Annotated in this window: 13 protein-coding genes and 2 pseudogenes; 7 read left to right on the top strand and 8 right to left on the bottom strand. The window is 72.4% G+C overall.

The features are described 5' to 3' along the window. Window positions 1-39: 39 nt before the first annotated feature. A complete protein-coding gene (locus ACZ7C5_RS30895; RefSeq protein WP_470323929.1) occupies window positions 40-1,425 on the bottom strand; it encodes an erythromycin esterase family protein in 1,386 nt (461 codons plus the stop codon). Window positions 1,426-1,636: 211 nt separating this feature from the next. On the opposite strand from ACZ7C5_RS30895, the gene ACZ7C5_RS30890 reads away from it, so the two are divergent. After that, on the top strand, window positions 1,637-2,395 hold the full coding sequence (locus ACZ7C5_RS30890) for an SMI1/KNR4 family protein (RefSeq protein WP_401092251.1): 759 nt from the start codon (window positions 1,637-1,639) through the stop codon (window positions 2,393-2,395). Between the two features lie 209 nt (window positions 2,396-2,604). Here the strand turns inward: ACZ7C5_RS30890 and ACZ7C5_RS30885 are convergent, their stop codons facing one another. Continuing rightward, complete coding sequence (locus ACZ7C5_RS30885; protein WP_470323928.1) at window positions 2,605-3,822, bottom strand: hypothetical protein; 1,218 nt, start codon at window positions 3,820-3,822, stop codon at window positions 2,605-2,607. 194 nt (window positions 3,823-4,016) lie between these two features. Between ACZ7C5_RS30885 and ACZ7C5_RS30880 the strand changes: the two are divergent. Further along, a pseudogene (locus ACZ7C5_RS30880) lies at window positions 4,017-4,808 on the top strand (RNA-guided endonuclease InsQ/TnpB family protein); the annotation flags it as partial. 15 nt (window positions 4,809-4,823) lie between these two features. Here the strand turns inward: ACZ7C5_RS30880 and ACZ7C5_RS30875 are convergent. The 4 genes from ACZ7C5_RS30875 to ACZ7C5_RS30860 all read right to left on the bottom strand — a co-directional run bounded on the left by ACZ7C5_RS30875 (window position 4,824) and on the right by ACZ7C5_RS30860 (window position 10,746). Further along, entirely contained in the window at window positions 4,824-6,521 is a 1,698-nt protein-coding gene (locus ACZ7C5_RS30875) for an ABC transporter family substrate-binding protein (protein ID WP_470323927.1), read from the bottom strand. Between the two features lie 79 nt (window positions 6,522-6,600). Next, window positions 6,601-8,775 (bottom strand): dipeptide ABC transporter ATP-binding protein, encoded by a 2,175-nt coding sequence (locus tag ACZ7C5_RS30870; protein ID WP_470323926.1) that lies wholly within the window; start codon window positions 8,773-8,775, stop codon window positions 6,601-6,603. Further along, window positions 8,772-9,761 carry an ABC transporter permease gene (locus tag ACZ7C5_RS30865; protein WP_470323925.1) on the bottom strand — a complete coding sequence of 330 codons (990 nt, stop codon included), beginning with the start codon at window positions 9,759-9,761 and terminating at the stop codon, window positions 8,772-8,774. Before ACZ7C5_RS30865 ends, ACZ7C5_RS30870 begins: the two co-directional genes overlap by 4 nt. 1 nt (window position 9,762) lies before the next feature. Beyond that, a complete protein-coding gene (locus tag ACZ7C5_RS30860; RefSeq protein WP_401092246.1) occupies window positions 9,763-10,746 on the bottom strand; it encodes an ABC transporter permease in 984 nt (327 codons plus the stop codon). Between the two features lie 589 nt (window positions 10,747-11,335). Between ACZ7C5_RS30860 and ACZ7C5_RS30855 the strand changes: the two genes are divergently transcribed. The 5 genes and pseudogenes from ACZ7C5_RS30855 (at window position 11,336) to ACZ7C5_RS30835 (ending at window position 16,375) form a co-directional block, all read left to right on the top strand. Then, window positions 11,336-11,869, top strand: a complete 534-nt coding sequence (locus ACZ7C5_RS30855; protein ID WP_401092245.1) for a DUF7919 family protein — start codon at window positions 11,336-11,338, stop codon at window positions 11,867-11,869. A gap of 510 nt (window positions 11,870-12,379) precedes the next feature. Next, the gene (locus ACZ7C5_RS30850; protein WP_470323924.1) at window positions 12,380-13,108 is read left to right on the top strand and encodes a hypothetical protein; all 729 of its coding nucleotides are present in this window, start codon (window positions 12,380-12,382) and stop codon (window positions 13,106-13,108) included. A 418-nt stretch (window positions 13,109-13,526) separates the two neighbouring features. After that, window positions 13,527-13,652, top strand: coding sequence for a hypothetical protein (locus ACZ7C5_RS30845; RefSeq protein ID WP_470323923.1), 126 nt, complete (start codon window positions 13,527-13,529; stop codon window positions 13,650-13,652). Window positions 13,653-13,875: 223 nt separating this feature from the next. After that, window positions 13,876-14,004 (top strand): annotated as a pseudogene (locus ACZ7C5_RS30840) (sigma factor); the annotation flags it as partial. Between the two features lie 214 nt (window positions 14,005-14,218). Beyond that, on the top strand, window positions 14,219-16,375 hold the full coding sequence (locus ACZ7C5_RS30835) for an FG-GAP-like repeat-containing protein (RefSeq protein WP_470323922.1): 2,157 nt from the start codon (window positions 14,219-14,221) through the stop codon (window positions 16,373-16,375). Window positions 16,376-16,718: 343 nt separating this feature from the next. Here ACZ7C5_RS30835 and ACZ7C5_RS30830 read toward each other — a convergent pair whose 3' ends face one another. Together ACZ7C5_RS30830 and ACZ7C5_RS30825 are read right to left on the bottom strand one after the other, a co-directional pair. Then, window positions 16,719-16,940: a helix-turn-helix domain-containing protein gene (locus ACZ7C5_RS30830; protein WP_188297315.1), complete on the bottom strand. Its 222-nt coding sequence runs from the start codon at window positions 16,938-16,940 to the stop codon at window positions 16,719-16,721. Beyond that, window positions 16,940-17,431 carry a DUF2975 domain-containing protein gene (locus tag ACZ7C5_RS30825; protein ID WP_470323921.1) on the bottom strand — a complete coding sequence of 164 codons (492 nt, stop codon included), beginning with the start codon at window positions 17,429-17,431 and terminating at the stop codon, window positions 16,940-16,942. Before ACZ7C5_RS30825 ends, ACZ7C5_RS30830 begins: the two co-directional genes overlap by 1 nt. Window positions 17,432-17,487 lie beyond the last annotated feature (56 nt).

The raw sequence follows: 17,487 nt of genomic DNA, 5'->3' as shown, positions 1-17,487 counted from the left end.
CCGCCCGACCCCGGAGCGCCCCGCGGGGGGCTCCCGCGGTCAGAACTTGCGTGCCTGGGTGACCTGGTTCAGGTGGACGAGGACGTCGTAGGCCCGGCCGACCGCCAGCCGCGGCATCGGGTCGTCCGTGTAGACCGACCCCGCGTCGTAGGTGGGGCGGGAGACGTCCAGCCAGTCGCGCGCCGCCCGGGGGGCGGTGCGCAGGTCGACGTAGTAGTCCCGGTGGCGGACCTGGTCGAGGGTGTACTCGTTCATGTCCGGCGTGGCCGCCGGAACGGTGACGGTCTTCCAACCATCCGTCAGGACCGCGTCGTTGGTGAGGAAGGAGCCACGGTCGAAGGTGAAACCGACGGCCACGTAGCCGCCACCGTAGGCGTCGCGCAGCTGGGCGCCCTGCGGCCTGGGGTACAGGAAGGTGTCGGTCGCCAGGTAGCCGACGTGCCCGTTGTGCGCCGACAGCAGCACCTTGCCTCCGGTGCGGCGCTGCCACCACGCGGTGTTGTCCGCCATCGCCCGGTCGCGCAGCTGCTCCGCGGCGGACACGGAGGTCGGGTCGTCGAGGTCCAGGGCGGCGAAGGCGAAGGTCTGGGCGATGTTCCGGGCGTGCTGCACCGCCCACGCGTGGGCCTCCTCGCCGCCGGCGCCCGCACCGCTCGCGGCGACCAGGTCCAGCGCCTGCTGCGCCTTGGCGGCGTCGTCCCGGCGCTCGGCGAGCGGCTTCTTCAGGTACGCGAAGGCGTCGTCGAGCGGCCGCAGACCCGCGTAGAGCCCTTCGAGCTGCGGGAGGACGTCGGGACGGGCCCCGCGCACGTAGGAGGTGACCTGCTCGAAGATCCGGTCGCCGAGCCTCGGCAGACCGAGGTCGTCGCCCAGGAAGTGGACCGGCTTCCGCGGGTGGCTCCCGTTGTAGGAGCGCATCCAGGCGATCAGGTCGGCGAACTCCTCACGGTCCCACGGGCTGCCGCCCAGGGCGTCCTTGACGACCTGCCGCGCGTCGCCCGGGCCGCCCTGGACGTACTCGTCGATCCGCAGACCGCTGGTCCAGCTCGTCTCCAGGGCGAAGGTGGTGAAGCCCTTCTCCTCGACGAGGTAGCGGAACACCCGCTGCTTCATCGCGAAGAACTCGTGCGAGCCGTGGGTGGCCTCGCCCAGGCCGACCACCTCGGCGTCGCCGACCATCCGGCCCAGGGCGCGCAGGTCGGCGGTGCCGCCGCCGGGTTCCGTCGTCCGCAGCGGCTGGGCGACGCTCTCCAGCGCGCGCACCACGGCGGAGCGCTGCGCCGCCGCCGGGTCCGCGGCCGCGCCGGTGGCCCCGGGCCCCGCCGGCGCGGCGACCGCCGCCACCGGGACCAGCACGGCCGCGGCGGCCACCGCCGCCGTCGCCGCCAGCAGTCCGCGCCGCCCGATCCGCTTGCTGCCTGCCATCGTTGTGGTCACTCCTCGACTCGACGGAACGCCGGTGACCCCGGCGTTCGATGAGTTGATCCTCGCCGCGGCCGGGCCCGCGGCGCGCTGGGGAGGACCACCGTCTTCACCGGCGGTACCCCCAGGCCGGATCCGGTGGCAGACCCCCCGGCCGACGACGGCCCGCCGGCCGTTACGGCTCCTGTCGTACCCCCGTGCGAGACTCCCCGTCATGCGGGCCGACCCAGAACTTCTGCGGGACCTGATCGCCACGACACCGGGGATCGTCACCTGGCCGGGCCGTGGCCGCCCGGAGGCCGCGATCCGCTCGGCGGAGTCCGTCACCGGCCCGCTGCCCCGCTCGTACCGCTGGTGGCTGGCCGCGTACGGCGAGGGCTCGCTGCGCGGCCGCCCGATCGCCACGGTGGACCCCGTGCCCGGCCTCGGCGAACCACCTCTCGGCGAACCCGGGCTCACCGAGGAGTGGTCCGGCGGTGACCGGCTCTGGTTCCACGAGGACGACGACCACGAGCGCTACGGATTCGCCCTCGACCGGGCCGCCGACGGGGAGTGGCCCGTTGTCGTGCACAGCCGCTTCACCGACGAGGAGCAGCCGGTCGCCGACTCCTTCGCCGGGTTCCTCACGGTGTGGACGGCCCTCGCCGCCGGGCTGCGGGAGGGGCCGAACCCGGCCGTCGCCCGGCTGTGGCGCGCCACCCCCGGGGTCCGGCTGCCGGACGGCGGCACACTGCTCGGGCCGCACACCTTCCGCGCCCGCAACGACGCCTGGGAGGTGCGCACGTACGCGCCCCACTGGGTCCTGGTCGGCGAGGAGGGCGGGGGAGCGGGCCTGTTCATGCGCCGGCACGGCCGGGACCGCTCGTCCCTCTACCGGCTCGGGCCCGGCCCCCTCCGGGGCGAGGTCGCGGACCACGGGGAGCTGCTCGGCCCGGACCTCTTCGACTGGCTCGACCGGCTTCCCGGCCCGTGAGCAGCTGAGGCACCGCGCCGCGCCGCACGCACCGACCCGACGATCGGCGGCGGCACGACCGCCTCCCGGACCCGGCAGTCCGGCTCCTGAGCAGGTCGAACCGTCCGATGACGGCGCTGAGTTCGTACGGCACCCCCGCAGGGTAGCCACCCGGCCGCCCCGCCGCCGCCACCCGGCTGACCGTCAGCCGGGCGGGCCGGCCTCGTGGGTCACGGGCGCCAGCGCATCAGGAGGGGCTTGCCGTAGTTGGCGTTGCCGCGCAGGATCCTCGCTCCCACGATGAGGCCGCCGTCGGTGATGGCGGACGGCACGCTGTAGGGGAAGCTCGGGTGCCACACGGGGAGCGTGGTGAGGGTGCCGTCGGCGTTCCAGAGCTGCGCGTAGTGCTGGGCGCGGGCGGGCGGCGGATCGCTGGTGTACCCGATGGTGACGCCCTGGTCGTTGATGTCGGTGGCGACGCCTTCGAGTGCGGTGGGTGCGAGCGGTTGCGGGGTGCCGTCGACGGTCCAGCGTGCGGCCTGGCCCGACTGGCCGCCCACCACGGTGCCGGTGCTGTTGACGGCGTTCGCCGTGCTGCCCGGGCCGAGGTCGGCGACCGTGCCGGCGGCGTTCCAGACGAGGGCGTGGCCCGCGACGGGAGGGCCGCCGGGCCGGCCGCGTCCGATCACGATCCCGGAGTCGGTGATGCGGGTGGCGTTGCTGCTCAGGTAGCCCGCGGGTACGGCGAGTGCGGTGACGGTCCCGTCCGGGCTCCAGGCCACGGCCCGCTGGGTGGTGATGCCGCCGGCCCCGTACGAGTAACCGACGGCCGTGCCGGTGCTGTTGACGGCGACGGCCGCGCTCTCGGTGTCGCCCGGCAGCGGTGGCAGGGCGACGGGGGTGCCGCTGGGCGGCCAGGCCACGGCGTGCGTCGAGGTCGCGGTGCCGGAGGTGCCCACCGCGGTGCCGTTGTCGCTGATCGCGGTGGGGGACGCCGCCGTGTCACCGGGCAGCGGAAGCAGTTCGGCCGGCGTGTCGTAGGAGGTCCACCGCACCGCGTGTGCGGGGGAGCCGGACGACGGGACGGAAGTACCCACCACGGTGCGGGAGTTGTTGAGCCCCGCAGGCCTTCCGAAGATGTCCCCGGGCAGCGGCGGGAGCCTGCGCGTGAGGCCGTCCGCCGTCCAGAGCTCGGCGTGGACCCTCACGGGCCCGCCGTGTTCGTAGTCGCCCACGACGAGCTCGGAGACGCTGTCCCCGTTGTCGTTGGCGTCCTTGAACTCGTCGGAGTAGGTGCCCGGCTCGACAGGGGACGGCCACTCGAAGGTGTAGGCGGGGGACGGGCCGTCGGCGACGGCCGGTGTCGAGGCCACGGCCAGGGCCGCGGCGGTGGCAGCCGCGACGACCGCGGCGGCGGTGCGAGAGGTGCGGGAGGTGCGCTGGCTCATGGGAGGTGGGGCTCCTGTCTCTCGGCGACGTCGTACGGGCACCGCGGGGCCGGCGGCACACCGCTCCCTCCGAGCCCGCGCCACGCACCAGTCTCAGCCCGGCCGGGAGGGCGGCGCAGCCCGATCGACGATTTGCCCCCGTTTCGTTCGTCTCCGAGGTGTCGTCAACCATGCGGTGAGGCAAGGGAGTTGTGTCCCGTACGCTGCCGTCCACTCCGTCGACGGTGACCGTGGTCAAGGACAGCGCGGGCCGGTACTTCGCGTCGTTCGTCGTCGGGACCGATCCGAACGTCGACCTCGGGCGCATGCCCGAGACGGACGGTCGGATCGGTCCCGACCTCGGTCTGACGCACTTCGCCGTCCTGTCGGATGGCCGGAGGATCGACAGCCCGCGTTTCCTGCGCCGGGCCGAGAAGCGCCTCAAGAAGGCGCAGCGGTCCCTCTCTCGCAAGGAGAAGGGTTCGAAGAACAGGGACAAGGCCCGTCGCAGGGTCGCCCGTGCTCACGCGCGGGTGGCCGACGCCCGGCGCGAGTTCCACCACCGGCTCTCGACGAAGATCATCCGTGAGAATCAAGCGGTTGCCGTTGAGGACCTGGCGGTCAAGGGGCTCGCCCGGACGAAGGTGGCCAAGTCCGTGCACGACGCCGGATGGTCGGCATTCCTGACGATGCTGGAATACAAGGCCGCCCGATACGGGCGCGTCTTCACCCGCATCGGCCGGTTCGAGCCGACGTCGCAGGTCTGCTCGAACTGCGGCGTCAAGGACGGCCCCAAGCCCCTCGGCATCCGCGTCTGGCAGTGCCGGGCATGCCGGGTGTGGCTGGACCGGGACATCAACGCCGCCGTCAACATAGCCGAGGCCGCCGGACTGGCGGTGACAGCCTGTCGAGCGCAGGTAGGACCGGGACCCGTCCCGGCGCAGCGCGAAGAAGCAGGAACCCACCGAGACGGTCAGCCGACCGTGGTAGGAATCCCCCGGCTCTAGCCGGGGGAGCGGAAGTCAATTCCGCCAGCCGACGGTCTCGGGCAGCGGGCTGTGGAAGATGGCGGCACCGACGTTGGCGAGGCCCTTGCGGATGCCGTAGGTGGAGGGACCGCTGTAGAGCGGCAGCAGCGCGTACTGCTGGAGGGCCTTCTGCTCGATCGTGTTGACGGCCGCGATCTGCCGGCCGATGTCGGCGATCTCCGCGGTGGCGCGGATCTCCTTGTCCAGCTCGGGGGTACCGGATCCGGTGATGTTGGAGTCGCGGTCCGAGCAGTAGAAGTCGCACAGGTACCGCGCGCCGAAGGGGTCCGTCGAGCGGTTGCCGGAGATGAACAGGTCGAAGCGGCGGTCGCTGAGCACCTTGGAGAAGTCGTTCTCGGAGACCTTGTTGACGTTCACCTTCACGCCGACGGCCTTGAGCATCGCGGTGAACGCTCCGGCGGTGGCCTTCTCGATGGGGCCGTCGCCGAGCAGGGTGTAGCCGAGTTCGAGCGCCTTGCCGTCCTTGGTGCGGATGCCGTCGGCCCCGGGGGCCCAGCCGGCCGCGTCCAGGGTCTTGCGCGCCTCTTCCGGGTCGTACTTCAGTACGGCGGCGACGTTGTCCTGGTAGCCCTGCTGGAAGCTGTAGAGCACCGCAGAGCCGGGCAGCGGCTCGGTGTAGTCGAGGCCCTGGAACCGGATCTTCGCTATCTGCGCGCGGTCGATGCTCTCCTGCACCGCCTTGCGGACCTGGACGTCGCCGAGGAGCGGGGACTTGGTGTTGAGGTACAGCGCGTACTCGAAGGGGCTGCCGCCGCTGCGGACTTCGGCGTCCTTGGCCGTCTTGACCTGCTTGAGGTTCTCCGCCGTCCCGATGGGGACGTAGTCGATCTCGCCGTTCTGGAAGGCGTTGACCGAGGCGGCGCTCTCCAGGTTGACGTAGACGCGCTTGTCGAGCCTGCCCTTGCGGCCCCACCAGGTGGGGTTGCGCACGAAGGTGATGCTGCCGGAGTGGTCGTCCCAGGTGCCCACGGTGTACGGCCCGGTGCCCCATTCGGGGTGGGCCGTCTTGACGTAGGCCTTGTTGAAGTTGTCGACGGTGGCGGCCTGGGGGTGCAGGAAGGTGGTGAACAGCGCGGACCAGGAGGCGTTGACGCCCTGGAAGGTGATGACCGCCTGCTTGTCGTCCGCGCCCCGGGTGACGGACGTGATGCGGTCGTAGCCGTCGGTGGAGGAGGCCGCGTAGTCCTTGTCCGAGCCGTTGTTGGCCTTCCAGGTCGCCTCGATGGCCCGCCAGTCGATCGGGGTGCCGTCGTTGAACACGGCCTTGGGGTTGAGGGTGATGACGACCTTCTGGTTTCCGCCCTCGACCGAGACCTGCACGTCGCTGTAGTAGTCCGGGTTGTACCGGACCTCGCCGGTGGGCGAGTAGGTGATGGCGTCGGCGTTGTACCAGGACCAGATCCGCAGCGTGTTCAGGGTGCCGTTGACGTTGAAGGGGTTGCCCTGCTCGTCGAAGGTCCCCGCGGTGGTGTAGGTGCCGCCGTCCTTGATGTTCTCGTACGGCTGGGGGTTGTAGTCGGTGACCGAGGACGCGACCTTGGCGGCGTTCTCGGCGCCCTGCCCAGGGGAGCCGCTCGGGGAGCCGCCCGAGGGAGACGGGGAGGAGCAGGCGGTGGCGGCGACCGAGACGGCCGCGGCGAGTGCGAGGGGCAGGGCGAGCTTCCGGCGCATGGGATGTCCTTGGTGGCGATCGGTGAGTCGGTGGGAGTCGGTGGGTCGGTGCGGGCGGGGCGTCGGTGCGGAGCGGGTGTCAGACCGCGTGGCAGGCGTACTGGTGGTCGGAGCCGTCCGGGGCGCCGACGGTCGCCGGCCGTTCGGTGCGGCAGCGCGTCCGTACGCTCTCGTCGGCCTCCCGGTGGAGCGGGCAGCGGTCGACGAACACGCAGCCCTGGGGCAGCCGGGCGGCGCTGGGCTGCTCGCCCGCGAGGACGATGCGCTCGCGGTGGCGCTCGCGCTGCGGGTCGGGCACCGGGATCGCCGACAGCAGGGCCTTCGTGTACGGGTGCCGGGGCCGTGCGAAGATCTCCTCGGTGGCGCCGGACTCGACGATGTGTCCGAGGTACATCACCGCGATGCGGTCGGAGAAGTAGCGCACCACGGCCAGGTCGTGCGCCACCACGAGGTAGGCCAGGCCCAGTTCGCGCTTCAGCCGGGCGAGCAGGTTGATGATCTCGGCCTGCACGGAGACGTCCAGGGCGGACAGCGGTTCGTCCAGGGCCAGCAGCCTCGGCTCGCGGGCCAGGGCACGGGCGATGCCGACGCGCTGGCGCTGGCCGCCGGACAGGGCGGCGGGGAAGCGGTCGCCCATGGTGCGCTCCAGACCCACCAGGTCCAGGAGCCGGGTGACCCGGGAGCGAGTGGCCGCCCGGTCGGCGCCGGCGGCCCGGAGCGGTTCGGCCAGCAGGTCGAAGACGGTCAGCCGGGGGTCCAGGGCGTCCGCCGGATCCTGGAGGACGATCTGGACGTCGCGCCGCAGCTCGCGCACCTGGGCGGCCGACCGCAGCGTGGCGACGTCGGTGCCGGCCACCTCGATGCGGCCGCCCTCGGGGGCGCGCAGCCGCAGGATCTCGCGCAGCGTGGTGGTCTTGCCGCTGCCGGACTCGCCCACCAGGCCCAGGGTTTCGCCCGCGCGCAGCTCGAAGCTGACGCGGTTGACCGCGTGCAGGGTTCCCACCCGGCGCTTGAGCAGGGCCCCCTTGGTGACGGGGAACGTCTTGACCAGGTCCTCGACGCGCAGGACCACCTCGCCGGCGCCGGGCTTCCCTGCCCTGGGCTCTCCGGTGCTGAGCCCTCCGGCGCCGGGCTCTCCGGCGCCGCGATCCCCGGAGCCGGCCGGTGGCACGGGGTCGGCCTGCCCTGCCGGGTCGAGGCCGCCGTCGGCGATCTCCTGCGCGCGGTGGCAGGCGGCGCGGCCGGGCCGCCCGGCCGGTGCGGTCAGGTCCGGTTCGGTGGTCCGGCACACGTCCAGGACCGCCGCGCAGCGGGGCGCGAAGGGGCAGCCGCCGGGCAGGCCGGCCAGGGACGGCGGCTCTCCGCCGACCGGGACCAGGGGCCGTTCGACGCCGCTGTCCACGGTCGGGACGCTGGCCAGCAGGCGGGCGGTGTAGGGCATCGTGGGACGGCGGAAGAGCTCGTCGACGCCCGCGTGCTCGACGATCCGTCCGGCGTACATGACGGCGACGTCGTCGGCGTGGCCGGCGACCACGCCCAGGTCGTGGGTGATCAGGACGAGACCGGCTCCGGTCTCGCGCTGGGCCAGCCGCAGGACGTCGAGGATCTGGGCCTGGACGGTGACGTCGAGCGCAGTGGTGGGCTCGTCGGCGACGAGCACCGAGGGCTTGTTGGCGATGGCCAGGGCGATGACGACGCGTTGGCGCATGCCGCCGGAGAACTCGTGCGGGAACGACTTGGCGCGTTCGCGCGGGTCGGGGATGCCGACCAGGTCGAGCAGTTCCACCGCCTGCTCCCAGGCGTCGTTCCCGGACAGCTCCCGGTGCACGCGCAGGGCCTCGGAGAGCAGCCGGCCGACGCTGAAGATGGGCGTGAGCGCGGACATCGGGTCCTGGAAGACCATGCCGATGTCCTTGCCGCGGACCCGGGAGAGCTCCTTGTCGTCCAGCCCGGCCAGGTCGCGCCCGCCCAGCAGGATCCGGCCGCCGAGCCGCGCGGTGGGCGGCAGCAGGCCCATGACGGCGAGGGCGGTGGCGGACTTGCCGGAGCCGGACTCGCCGACGATGCCCAGGGTGCGCCCGGGCAGGAGGTCGAAGTCGACGCCGCGCACGGCCTCCACCGGTCCGGCCTCGGAGGGGAAGGAGACGCGCAGGCCGCGTACGGACAGGACGGGTGCGGGTCCGGTGGGCCCGGTTGCCGGTCCGGCCGCGGGCCCGGCCGTGGGTCCGGTGTGGGGGGCGGGTGCGAGGGTCATCGTCGGCCTCCTGCCGCGCCGGTGGTGGACGTGGGGTCGAGGGCGTCGCGCAGCCCGTCGCCGACGAAGGTCATCGAGACGGTGAGCAGCACGGTCAGCCCGGCGGGGAAGGCGAAGAGCCAGGGGGCACTGGTGATGGTGCCCGCGCCGTCGGCGAGCATCGTGCCCAGCGACACGTCGGGGGTCTGGACGCCGAAGCCGAGGAAGGACAGGGCGGTCTCGCTGAGCACGGTGGAGACCACGCCCAGGGTGAGGTTGACGATGAGCAGGGAGCCCAGGTTGGGGATGATGTGGCGCACCACGATGTGCAGGGGGCGCACGCCCATGTACTCCGCGGCGCGCACGTAGTCGCGCTCGCGCAGGGACGTCGACACCGACCAGACCACGCGGGCGGTGGACATCCAGCCGAACACCGTCAGGACGAGGATGAGGACCCGCCAGTCGCCCGCCAGCCGGTGCGAGACCAGGGCGAGGACGAGGAAGGAGGGCACGATCAGCAGGAAGTGGATGAGGGCGAGGGTGGCCTTCTCCACCCGGCCCCCGACGTAGGCGGCGCCCGCGCCCACGACCGCGGCGATGGCGACGGTCAGCAGGGACACGGTCACCGCGATCACCAGCGAGCGCTGGAGGCCGTGTACGGCTGCGGCGTAGACGTCGTTGCCGCCCTGGTTGGTGCCGAACCAGTGCTCGGCGCCGGGGGCCTGGGTCAGGGCCGAGAAGTCGGCGTCGGCGTACCCGTACGGGGTGAACAGGTCTCCGAGCGCGCTGAACAGCACGAGCAGCAGGAAGATCACCACGCCGGCGACGGCGGTCCGGTTGCGCAGGAAGCGGCGCAGGTAGAGGCGGCGCCGGCCCAGGTAGCGCCCGTCGTGCCCGTTGTGTTCGCTGCGCTCGTCGTGCCCGGTGGGCGGCGGATCGGCGGCCGGCCCGGGGGCGGCGGCGAGGACGCCTCCGGAGGTCGGGTCGGGACTCACAGGGGTGCCCATCTCAGCTCACCCGCACTCTCGGGTCGAGAAGAACGGTGGCGATGTCCGCGAGGATCGCGCCGATCGCGGTCAGGGCGGCGGCGAAGGCGGCGGTCGCCACGGTGCCGTGCACGTCGTTCTTGCTGATGGTCTGGATGAAGTACTGGCCCATGCCGTTCCAGCCGAAGATCGTCTCGGTGAGGACCGCGCCGGTGAAGACGGCAGGGATGCCGAAGGCCACGGACTGGGCGGTGGGGATCAGGGCGGTGCGCAGGGCGTGCCGGCGGATCGCCTGGGCGCGGGTGAGCCCGGTGGCCCGGGCGGTGCGCACGAAGTCGGAGCCGATGACGTCCAGCAGCAGGGAGCGCTGGGTGAGGTGGTAGCCCACGTACCCCGTCAGGGTGAGCGTCAGCGTCGGCAGGACCAGGTGCAGCAGCCGGTCGCCGACCGTCGCCCAGAACCCTTCCACGCCGGGCGAGTTCTCTCCCGCGACGTACAGGAAGTGCCAGCCCGCGTGCTCGTTCAGCCGGATGGCCAGCAGCACCAGGGCGAGGGCGGCGATGGACACCGGGACGTTGAAGAGCGCCATGGACAGGGCCTGGGCGGCCCGGTCCCGCCAGCCGTACTGGCGCGAGGCGGTGTGGACCGCGAGCGCGACGCCGACGACGACGGACAGGACCGTCGCGCCGATCACCAGTTCGGCGCTGACCAGGGAGCGGTAGCCGATCTCCCCGTTCACCCGGACCCCGACCGGGGAGCGGCCCCAGTCGAAGCGCAGGACCACCCCGGTCAGCCAGTCCCACCAGCGGTGGAGCAGCGGCTCGTGCGGGTCGAGGTTGTACGGGGCCAGGGCCCGGGAGATCTGCTCCTCGGTGCGGACCGGGCGCAGCTCCTTGAAGTTCGAGCGCGGGTCGAGGAACCAAGCGGCCAGGAAGTACGTGGCGTTGGTGGCCACGGCGATCACCAGGAACCAGCCCGCCGCCCTGCGTGTCACGTACCGGAGCACGGACGCCACCTCCCCGCCGGATGCGTCGGGTTCGGCCGGGGAGCGCCGGGTCTGGGGAATCTGGGCATGCGGGTGGAACTTCCTCGGTCCAAGGGGCGGTTGCACGATCGTGCAGAAGCCAGTCTGTGTGCGAGCGACACCCGGCACCAGGGATCGAGGCAGGTGGACACGAAGACGAAACGCCCCCGCAGCAGGCGGATGCGTCCCCGTCACATTCCGGTCGAACGCGCAGGTGGGAGGGGTCGCGGAGAAGGGCGCCCGCCGGGAAACCGGGCCGACCGGGTTCCCGAGAGGCTCCGCACGGGTGCCCGGAAGTCGCCGTTCGTGACAGCCGCTCATGGTTTCGCCGGCGAAGTGGAAATGTCCGAAGGCACGATCCGTGCACAATCCACGAACGTCGAGGAGTTCCCATGAAGTCGCGAGTCGGACTCGCCGCCGGGGTGGCGGCCCTGGCAGCCGGACTGCTGACGGCGCCGGCGTACGCCGCACCGGCCCCGCGGCCGGTGCGGCCACGGAAAGACGCCGCTCCGCGCCCCGCTCCTGGGCTGGGCCGAGCGAGCAGGTGGAAGCAGGGTGGTAGGAACGTGCGGTGACGTTCTACGAGGACATGAGCCCCTACACCTACTGGCACGGAGAGACCTTCACCGACACGACCACGGGCTGTTGCTTTCTGAGTTTCCAGCCTCAGTACGAGCGCCTGAACATCGGCTGGTTGTCAGGTGATCAGCCATGGGCCAGTGGGGTAGCGCCTGCGGACTTCATCGACAGGCTTGAGGCCGTCCTCGCCGTACAGGCGGTCAACGAGATGCTGGGCCTCCACGACTGCGAGCTCTGCCCGCCCTCGGAGGAGCAGCCACCGGAGTGGTACAAGCCGCGGCCAGGGCACCGGCGAAGCAGCGCGGGCACGGGTGAGATCCGTATCCCGGGCGGGCCGGGCGCAGCGTTCGCGGCTCCGACGCTCATCGGCCACTACGTCATCGATCACGGGTACCTGCCGCCCAGGGCCTTCGTCGACGCGGTGCTCGCATTCGATCCGAGCGGTCACACGAGCGCCGAGTACCCGTGGACGCGTTTCCCCTGGGTGCCCACGGACGCGGTCCTCTATGACGCCTCGGTCGAGTGACCCGGGACCAGGGGCGCCGCGCGGTCGCGCTCACCCCGCGCTGCCGAAGGCGACGACCGGTCGCGGTGGCGAGGGCCTCGGCCGCGACCATGCCGAAGGTCTCGTAGCGGCTGGGCACGCAGACCGGGCGAACCCGCGTGCGAAGCCGGGGCGGGGTCCGGTAGCGTGCACGACGGAGTGCCGGGAAGCCTGGTCGGCGAACAAGGGACAGCTGTGTCCGCGGGCCGGTCCGGGGGTGATGTGCGTGGCACTCGACGCGAGGTCCGCCGGCACGCCACAGGCCCTGCCGCGGCTGCGTACCCGCCGCCCCCCACGCCGGCTCCGGCTCCCTCGGGCCCTCCACACCGTTCACAGAACCTCAGTGAACCCCGGCCAGACTCAGAGAACCGCGACACCGTCCGGCGTTCCGGCCACCCGGTGCCGTCCGACCCCGGAAGGGGCGGGGCGGCACGCCCCGAAGACGGCGGCCCGGGCGCTCCGGCCACACACCGGACCGGGGGGAGAACCGTCATGACCCACCGTCCCTCACCATGGACCCGCACCGGCGGCGCGCTGCTCGCCGCGGCGGCGCTCGTCCCGGCGGCGGCCGCCTGGTACCTGCTCGCCGTCCTGCTGCCGGACGACACCGAGCGGTACCGCTCGTACTCGGCCGCCGCGACCTGCCCGGCCGCAAGCGAGCGCGCGGCGGTCGAGGAGTGCGTGCGCACCGTGCCGTTCACCGTCAGCGGCACGGACCTCCGGAGCAAGAACCTCCGCGCGACGCTGGACGGCGCGCCGTACTGGAGCGGCGAGGTGCCGTTCGGCGACACCGGGCCGCTGCTGGACGACCTGAAGCCCGGCGACCGGGTGGACGGCACGGTGTGGCGCGGCCGGGTGATGCGCCTGGAACGGGCCGGCGTCGCGCAGGCCTCCTCCGACCAGCCCCGCGACGAAATGCAGATCACCGCCGGGCTGGGCACCTTCGCCGCGCTGTTCGCGGTGCTCGCCGCCGCCCTGGGCGCGCTGCGGTTCACCGGCCGCCCCGGCACCGCCGCCCTCGCCCGCTCGCTCCTCCTCTGGACACTGCTCGCCTGCGGCGTGCCCTCGGTGCTCGCGTTCTGGACCGGCCTGCCGTGGTGGACGGTGCCGGCCGTGGCCGTCCCGGCGGCGCTGCTCGCGGCGGAGGCGGTGCGGCGCCGGAACACAGGGGGCACCCCGGGGGGACCGCGGAGGCCAGTGACCGGCCGGCTGCCCGCCTGACCTCCCGGCCGCCGGGGCTCTTCGGGGTTTCCCCGCCGGAGCCGGCCGACGGGTGATGTTGGCCGGCTCCGGCGATGCATCCCAGACCGGGTGTCCTCGGACCGGGCGGTCCGGCCGACCGGGGAATCGTCAGCGGCCTTTCCTGGGCACATCGGACCAAGTGGCGATCCACGCCGGACTGTCGGGGTTTGCCCGCCCACCCGACGGGGTCCGCCGAAGGCGTCGTGCAAGTTCCGGTCGTGCAAGTCCGTTCGACGCCGCGCGGGCAGCGACTTGGCGCAGCGTCGCCGGTTCCTTTGCAGCGCGTCTACTCATCGGTCAGGAGCCGTCGCCCGGAAGGCTCCGCCTTCTAACCTCCTCAGTGAGAGCGGCCGCCTCTGCCAAGGGCGGTCTACTGTCACAACGGGACGGGAATTCCGTGATCAAGATGCGGACCATCGCCGCGGCCGCCGCCATGGCGACGCTCGCGCTCGACGCCACCACCACGCCGGCGTCAGCGGCACCGGTCCCCAGCGGCACGTGGACCAACTGGTACAGCTGCTGAGCAGTCTCCTGACAGCCGGGTGACCACCGGTCCTTGAGCTGACAGGTAGGCGGGCCGCTCCGCCCCCAACTCATGCTCGGTCCGAGCGGGTTGGGGTGCGGCAGGATCGGCCGGGGTGCGCGCCGCACCCCCCACTGCCCGCGGCGCCACCCGTATCCGGCCACGGCACTCCCGCTGCGCCCCACCCAGCGGCGGTGCCGTGGCCGCCCCTGTGCTTCACCCCGCTGCACCCGCCCTGGTGGACGACATCGTCCAGGAGGTCTTCGTGAGTGTGTGGCGCGGTGCCTCCCGGTACCGGCATCAGGACGGCGCGGACGTGGCGGGCTGGCTGTGGCGTATCTGCGGCCGCCGGGCCGGCGGGGGAGCGTCTTCCGTCCGGGCCGCCGACCCCACTAGCCTTCCTGTCATGCACGCGTTCGAATCATGCGTCCGGCCTGTGGCCGCGCCCCGTCAGGCGGGCGCCACGGAAGCCGGGTTCGGCCGGCGGGCATCCCCGGCCGAACCCTGGCGCATGCTCCGGCGCGACTGACATCTCTACGCCAGGGGGGAAAATGAGACTCGTTCGCATGCGCCACCGGATCAGCATGCTGGCAGTCGCGGTGCTGACCGTCGCGGGGTCCGCCGTACTGGTACCGCCGGGGGAGGCGGTGGCCGCGTCCGGGCCCACCGATCACGTCGTCTTCTGGAACAAGGTCCTGCTCGACGCGTACCGGCAGACCCGCAACACCGGTCCCGGGCCTCTGGCACACGCGGGGGCCGTGATGCACACGGCGATCTGGGACGCGGTGGACTCCGTCCTGCCCGCCGCCGACCGCCGGTTCCGTCCGTATCTGACCGTGGTGCCGGCGCCCGGTACCGCCTCGGTCGAGGCGGCGATCGACCAGGCCGCGCACGACACCCTGACCGGGCTCTTCCCCGGCTTCAACCCCGGCCACGACTTCGCCGCCGACTTCCGCCAGGCCCTCACCGCGGCACGGGCCACCATCCCGGCCTCCGTCACCGAGACGGCCCGCAACCAGGGAGCCGCCGTCGGAAGCGAGGTGGCCCGGGTCGCGGTCGAGAGCCGGCCCGGCACCACACCCGCCTGGGACCCGTCCTACACCCCGGACGACGTGCCCGGCGCCTGGCGGCCCACGGACCCGGGGCAGTCGGCCGCGACCGATCCCAACTGGGGCCGGCTCACTCCGTTCGCCATGACCTCCGGCGCGCAGTTCCGCCCCCAGACTCCCGCGCAGGCCACCTCCTACGCGGCGCTGCTGGCCGACCCCGCCTACGCCACGCAGGTCAACGAGGTGAAGTCCCTGGGCTCGGCGACTTCCACCACCCGCACCGCCGATCAGACCAAGCAGGCGTTCTTCTGGGCCAACGACGTCGACGGCACCTACAAGCCGCCCGGCCAGCTGTTCGACATCACCCGGACGGTCGCCCAGCAGAAGGGGCTGACCCAGACGGAGAACGCCAGGCTGTTCGCGCTGGTCGCGGTGGCCCTGGTCGACGCCTCGATCGTCGCCTGGGACTCCAAGTACGCGAGCAGCATCGACCTGTGGCGCCCGCAGAGCGCGATCCGGCTCGCGGACCCGGGCACCAGCCCGGCCATCACCCCGGACCCGGCCTGGCAGCCGCTGTCCGTCAACCGGGCGGGCCAGCACTTCAGCCCGCCCTTCCCCGCCTACATCTCCGGACACGCCACCTTCGCCGCGGCCTGGGCCGGGGTGATGCGCGGCCTCTTCGGCGACCAGGTCACCTTCACCGCCACCACCGACGACCCTCAGGCGGTGGGGGACACCCGCACCTTCACCACGTTCACCGCCGCGGCCCGAGAGAACGCCCTGAGCCGTCTCTACCTCGGCGTGCACTACCGCTGGGACGCCGACGCCGGAGTGGCGGCAGGCAACTCCCTGGGCGCCTACGTCCGCGGCAACGTCCTCACCCCGGCACCTGCCTATGTTCCCGGCACCGGATGGACCTTCGCGGGAGCCGCCGACTACGACGGCGACGGATACTCCGACACCATCGCCCGGGACGACGCGAGCGGCAGCCTCTACCTCTTCCCCGGTGCCGGAGACGGATACAGCAGCCGGGCACGCGTCGAGATCGGAATCGGCTGGCAGAACTTCACGTTCGCCGGTGTCGCGGACTACACGGGTGACGGCAAACCCGACGTCATCGCCCGCAACAACGGCAACGGCAACCTGTACGTCTACCCCGGTACCGGCGGGACGGGCTACCTGGCCGGAGGCGTCGAGATCGGTGGCGGTTGGCAGAACTTCACGTTCGCCGGTGTCGCGGACTACACCGGCGACGGCAAACCCGATGTCGTCACCCGTAACAACGGCAACGGCAACCTGTACGTGTATCCCGGTACCGGGGGCACCGGTCAGGTGAGCGCTGCCGCGGAGATCGGTGGCGGTTGGCAGAACTTCACGTTCGTGGGTGTCGCGGACTACACCGGCGACGGCAAACCCGATGTCGTCACCCGCAACAACGGCAACGGCAACCTGTACGTCTACCCCGGTACCGGGGGCACCGGTCAGGTGAGCGCTGCCGCGGAGATCGGTGGCGGTTGGCAGAACTTCACGTTCGTGGGTGTCGCGGACTACACCGGCGACGGCAAACCCGATGTCGTCACCCGCAACAACGGCAACGGCAACCTGTACGTCTACCCCGGTACCGGCGGCACCGGCCAGGTCGGCGCCGGCCGCGAGATAGGCAGCGGCTGGTGACCCGCTGAGCCGGCCCGGGCGCACGGTGCCGAGCGAAGAGCATCCTGCGCCCGCCGACCCGGCGAACACCGAGAGCGTCCCCGCGCCACAAGATCACCGGACAGCAGACGACTGAACAGCGCTGACCCGCCGCCGAGAGACGGTGGGCTCGCCCAGGCCCAGGCCCAGGCCCAGGCGCGGACGAGGGCGAGGGCGAGGGCGAGGACGACGACAGAGCGGGACCCCGGGCACCGCCGCCCGGGGTCCCGCCCGCACTTCGCTCGACCTACCGGTTCACCGTCCGTCCGGCCGCCGCGGACCCGGTCGAGGTCAGGGGCCGAGGATGACGTGCCGGCGGTGTGGTTCATTCGCCTGCGGTGTCCTCGGCTTCCCAGCGCAGCAGGTCGCCCGGCTGGCACTCGAGCACCTCGCAGAGCGCGGCGAGCGTCGCGAAGCGCACCGCCTTGGCGCGGCCGTTCTTGAGTACCGCCAGGTTGGCGGGCGTGATCCCCACACGGTCCGCGAGTTCGCCGACGGACATCTTCCGCCTGGCCAGCATCACGTCGATGTCGACGGCGATCGCCATCAGATCACCTCGTCCAACTCGGCCTGCATCCGGGCCGCTTCGACGTCGCGGGCGACGGCCTGGGCGAGCAGCTTGCGCAGCACGAGCACGATGAGCGCGACGCCCAGGACGGCCACGCCGATCCCGGCCATGATGCCGGTGACGCCCGGGTCGTCCCGCTGGCCGGGTGCGTTCACGGCGGTCACCGCGAACCACGTGAGCGCGGCCGCGACGATGGCCCCGATGATGCCGTCCACGTAGCGGAAGGAGGCGTGGGAGAACACGGTTCCGTGTCGCACCATCGTCACCAGCCGCCAGACGCAGCCCATGGCGACCTGGGTCGTGCCGATGCCCAGGATCGTGATCACGCGCAGTGCGGTCAGCGGGAGCGAACCGTCCTCCTGGTCCTTCCCGCTGACCAGCGCCCACACCATCAGGACCTGGACGAGCACACTGCCGGTGAGCACCACCACGAGCACGGCGCGCAGCGCACGCACTGTCAGCTTTCCCAAGACCCATCCTCCCATCGAGTTGCGATGGGAATCTATCGAAAATCGATAGATAGAGC

Source organism: Kitasatospora sp. NPDC036993, from assembly GCF_055607525.1.
This window is presented reverse-complemented; position numbering and strand designations above follow the sequence as displayed.

Bases quoted from the DNA above. Each gene is read 5' to 3' on its own strand.
- ACZ7C5_RS30835 (WP_470323922.1), top strand. From the start codon at position 14,219: ATGCGCCACCGGATCAGCATGCTGGCAGTCGCGGTGCTGACCGTCGCG.
- ACZ7C5_RS30850 (WP_470323924.1), top strand. From the start codon at position 12,380: ATGACCCACCGTCCCTCACCATGGACCCGCACCGGCGGCGCGCTGCTC.
- ACZ7C5_RS30895 (WP_470323929.1), bottom strand. From the start codon at position 1,425: ATGGCAGGCAGCAAGCGGATCGGGCGGCGCGGACTGCTGGCGGCGACG.
- ACZ7C5_RS30870 (WP_470323926.1), bottom strand. From the start codon at position 8,775: ATGACCCTCGCACCCGCCCCCCACACCGGACCCACGGCCGGGCCCGCG.
- ACZ7C5_RS30865 (WP_470323925.1), bottom strand. From the start codon at position 9,761: ATGGGCACCCCTGTGAGTCCCGACCCGACCTCCGGAGGCGTCCTCGCC.
- ACZ7C5_RS30830 (WP_188297315.1), bottom strand. From the start codon at position 16,940: ATGGCGATCGCCGTCGACATCGACGTGATGCTGGCCAGGCGGAAGATG.
- ACZ7C5_RS30890 (WP_401092251.1), top strand. From the start codon at position 1,637: ATGCGGGCCGACCCAGAACTTCTGCGGGACCTGATCGCCACGACACCG.
- ACZ7C5_RS30885 (WP_470323928.1), bottom strand. From the start codon at position 3,822: ATGAGCCAGCGCACCTCCCGCACCTCTCGCACCGCCGCCGCGGTCGTC.
- ACZ7C5_RS30875 (WP_470323927.1), bottom strand. From the start codon at position 6,521: ATGCGCCGGAAGCTCGCCCTGCCCCTCGCACTCGCCGCGGCCGTCTCG.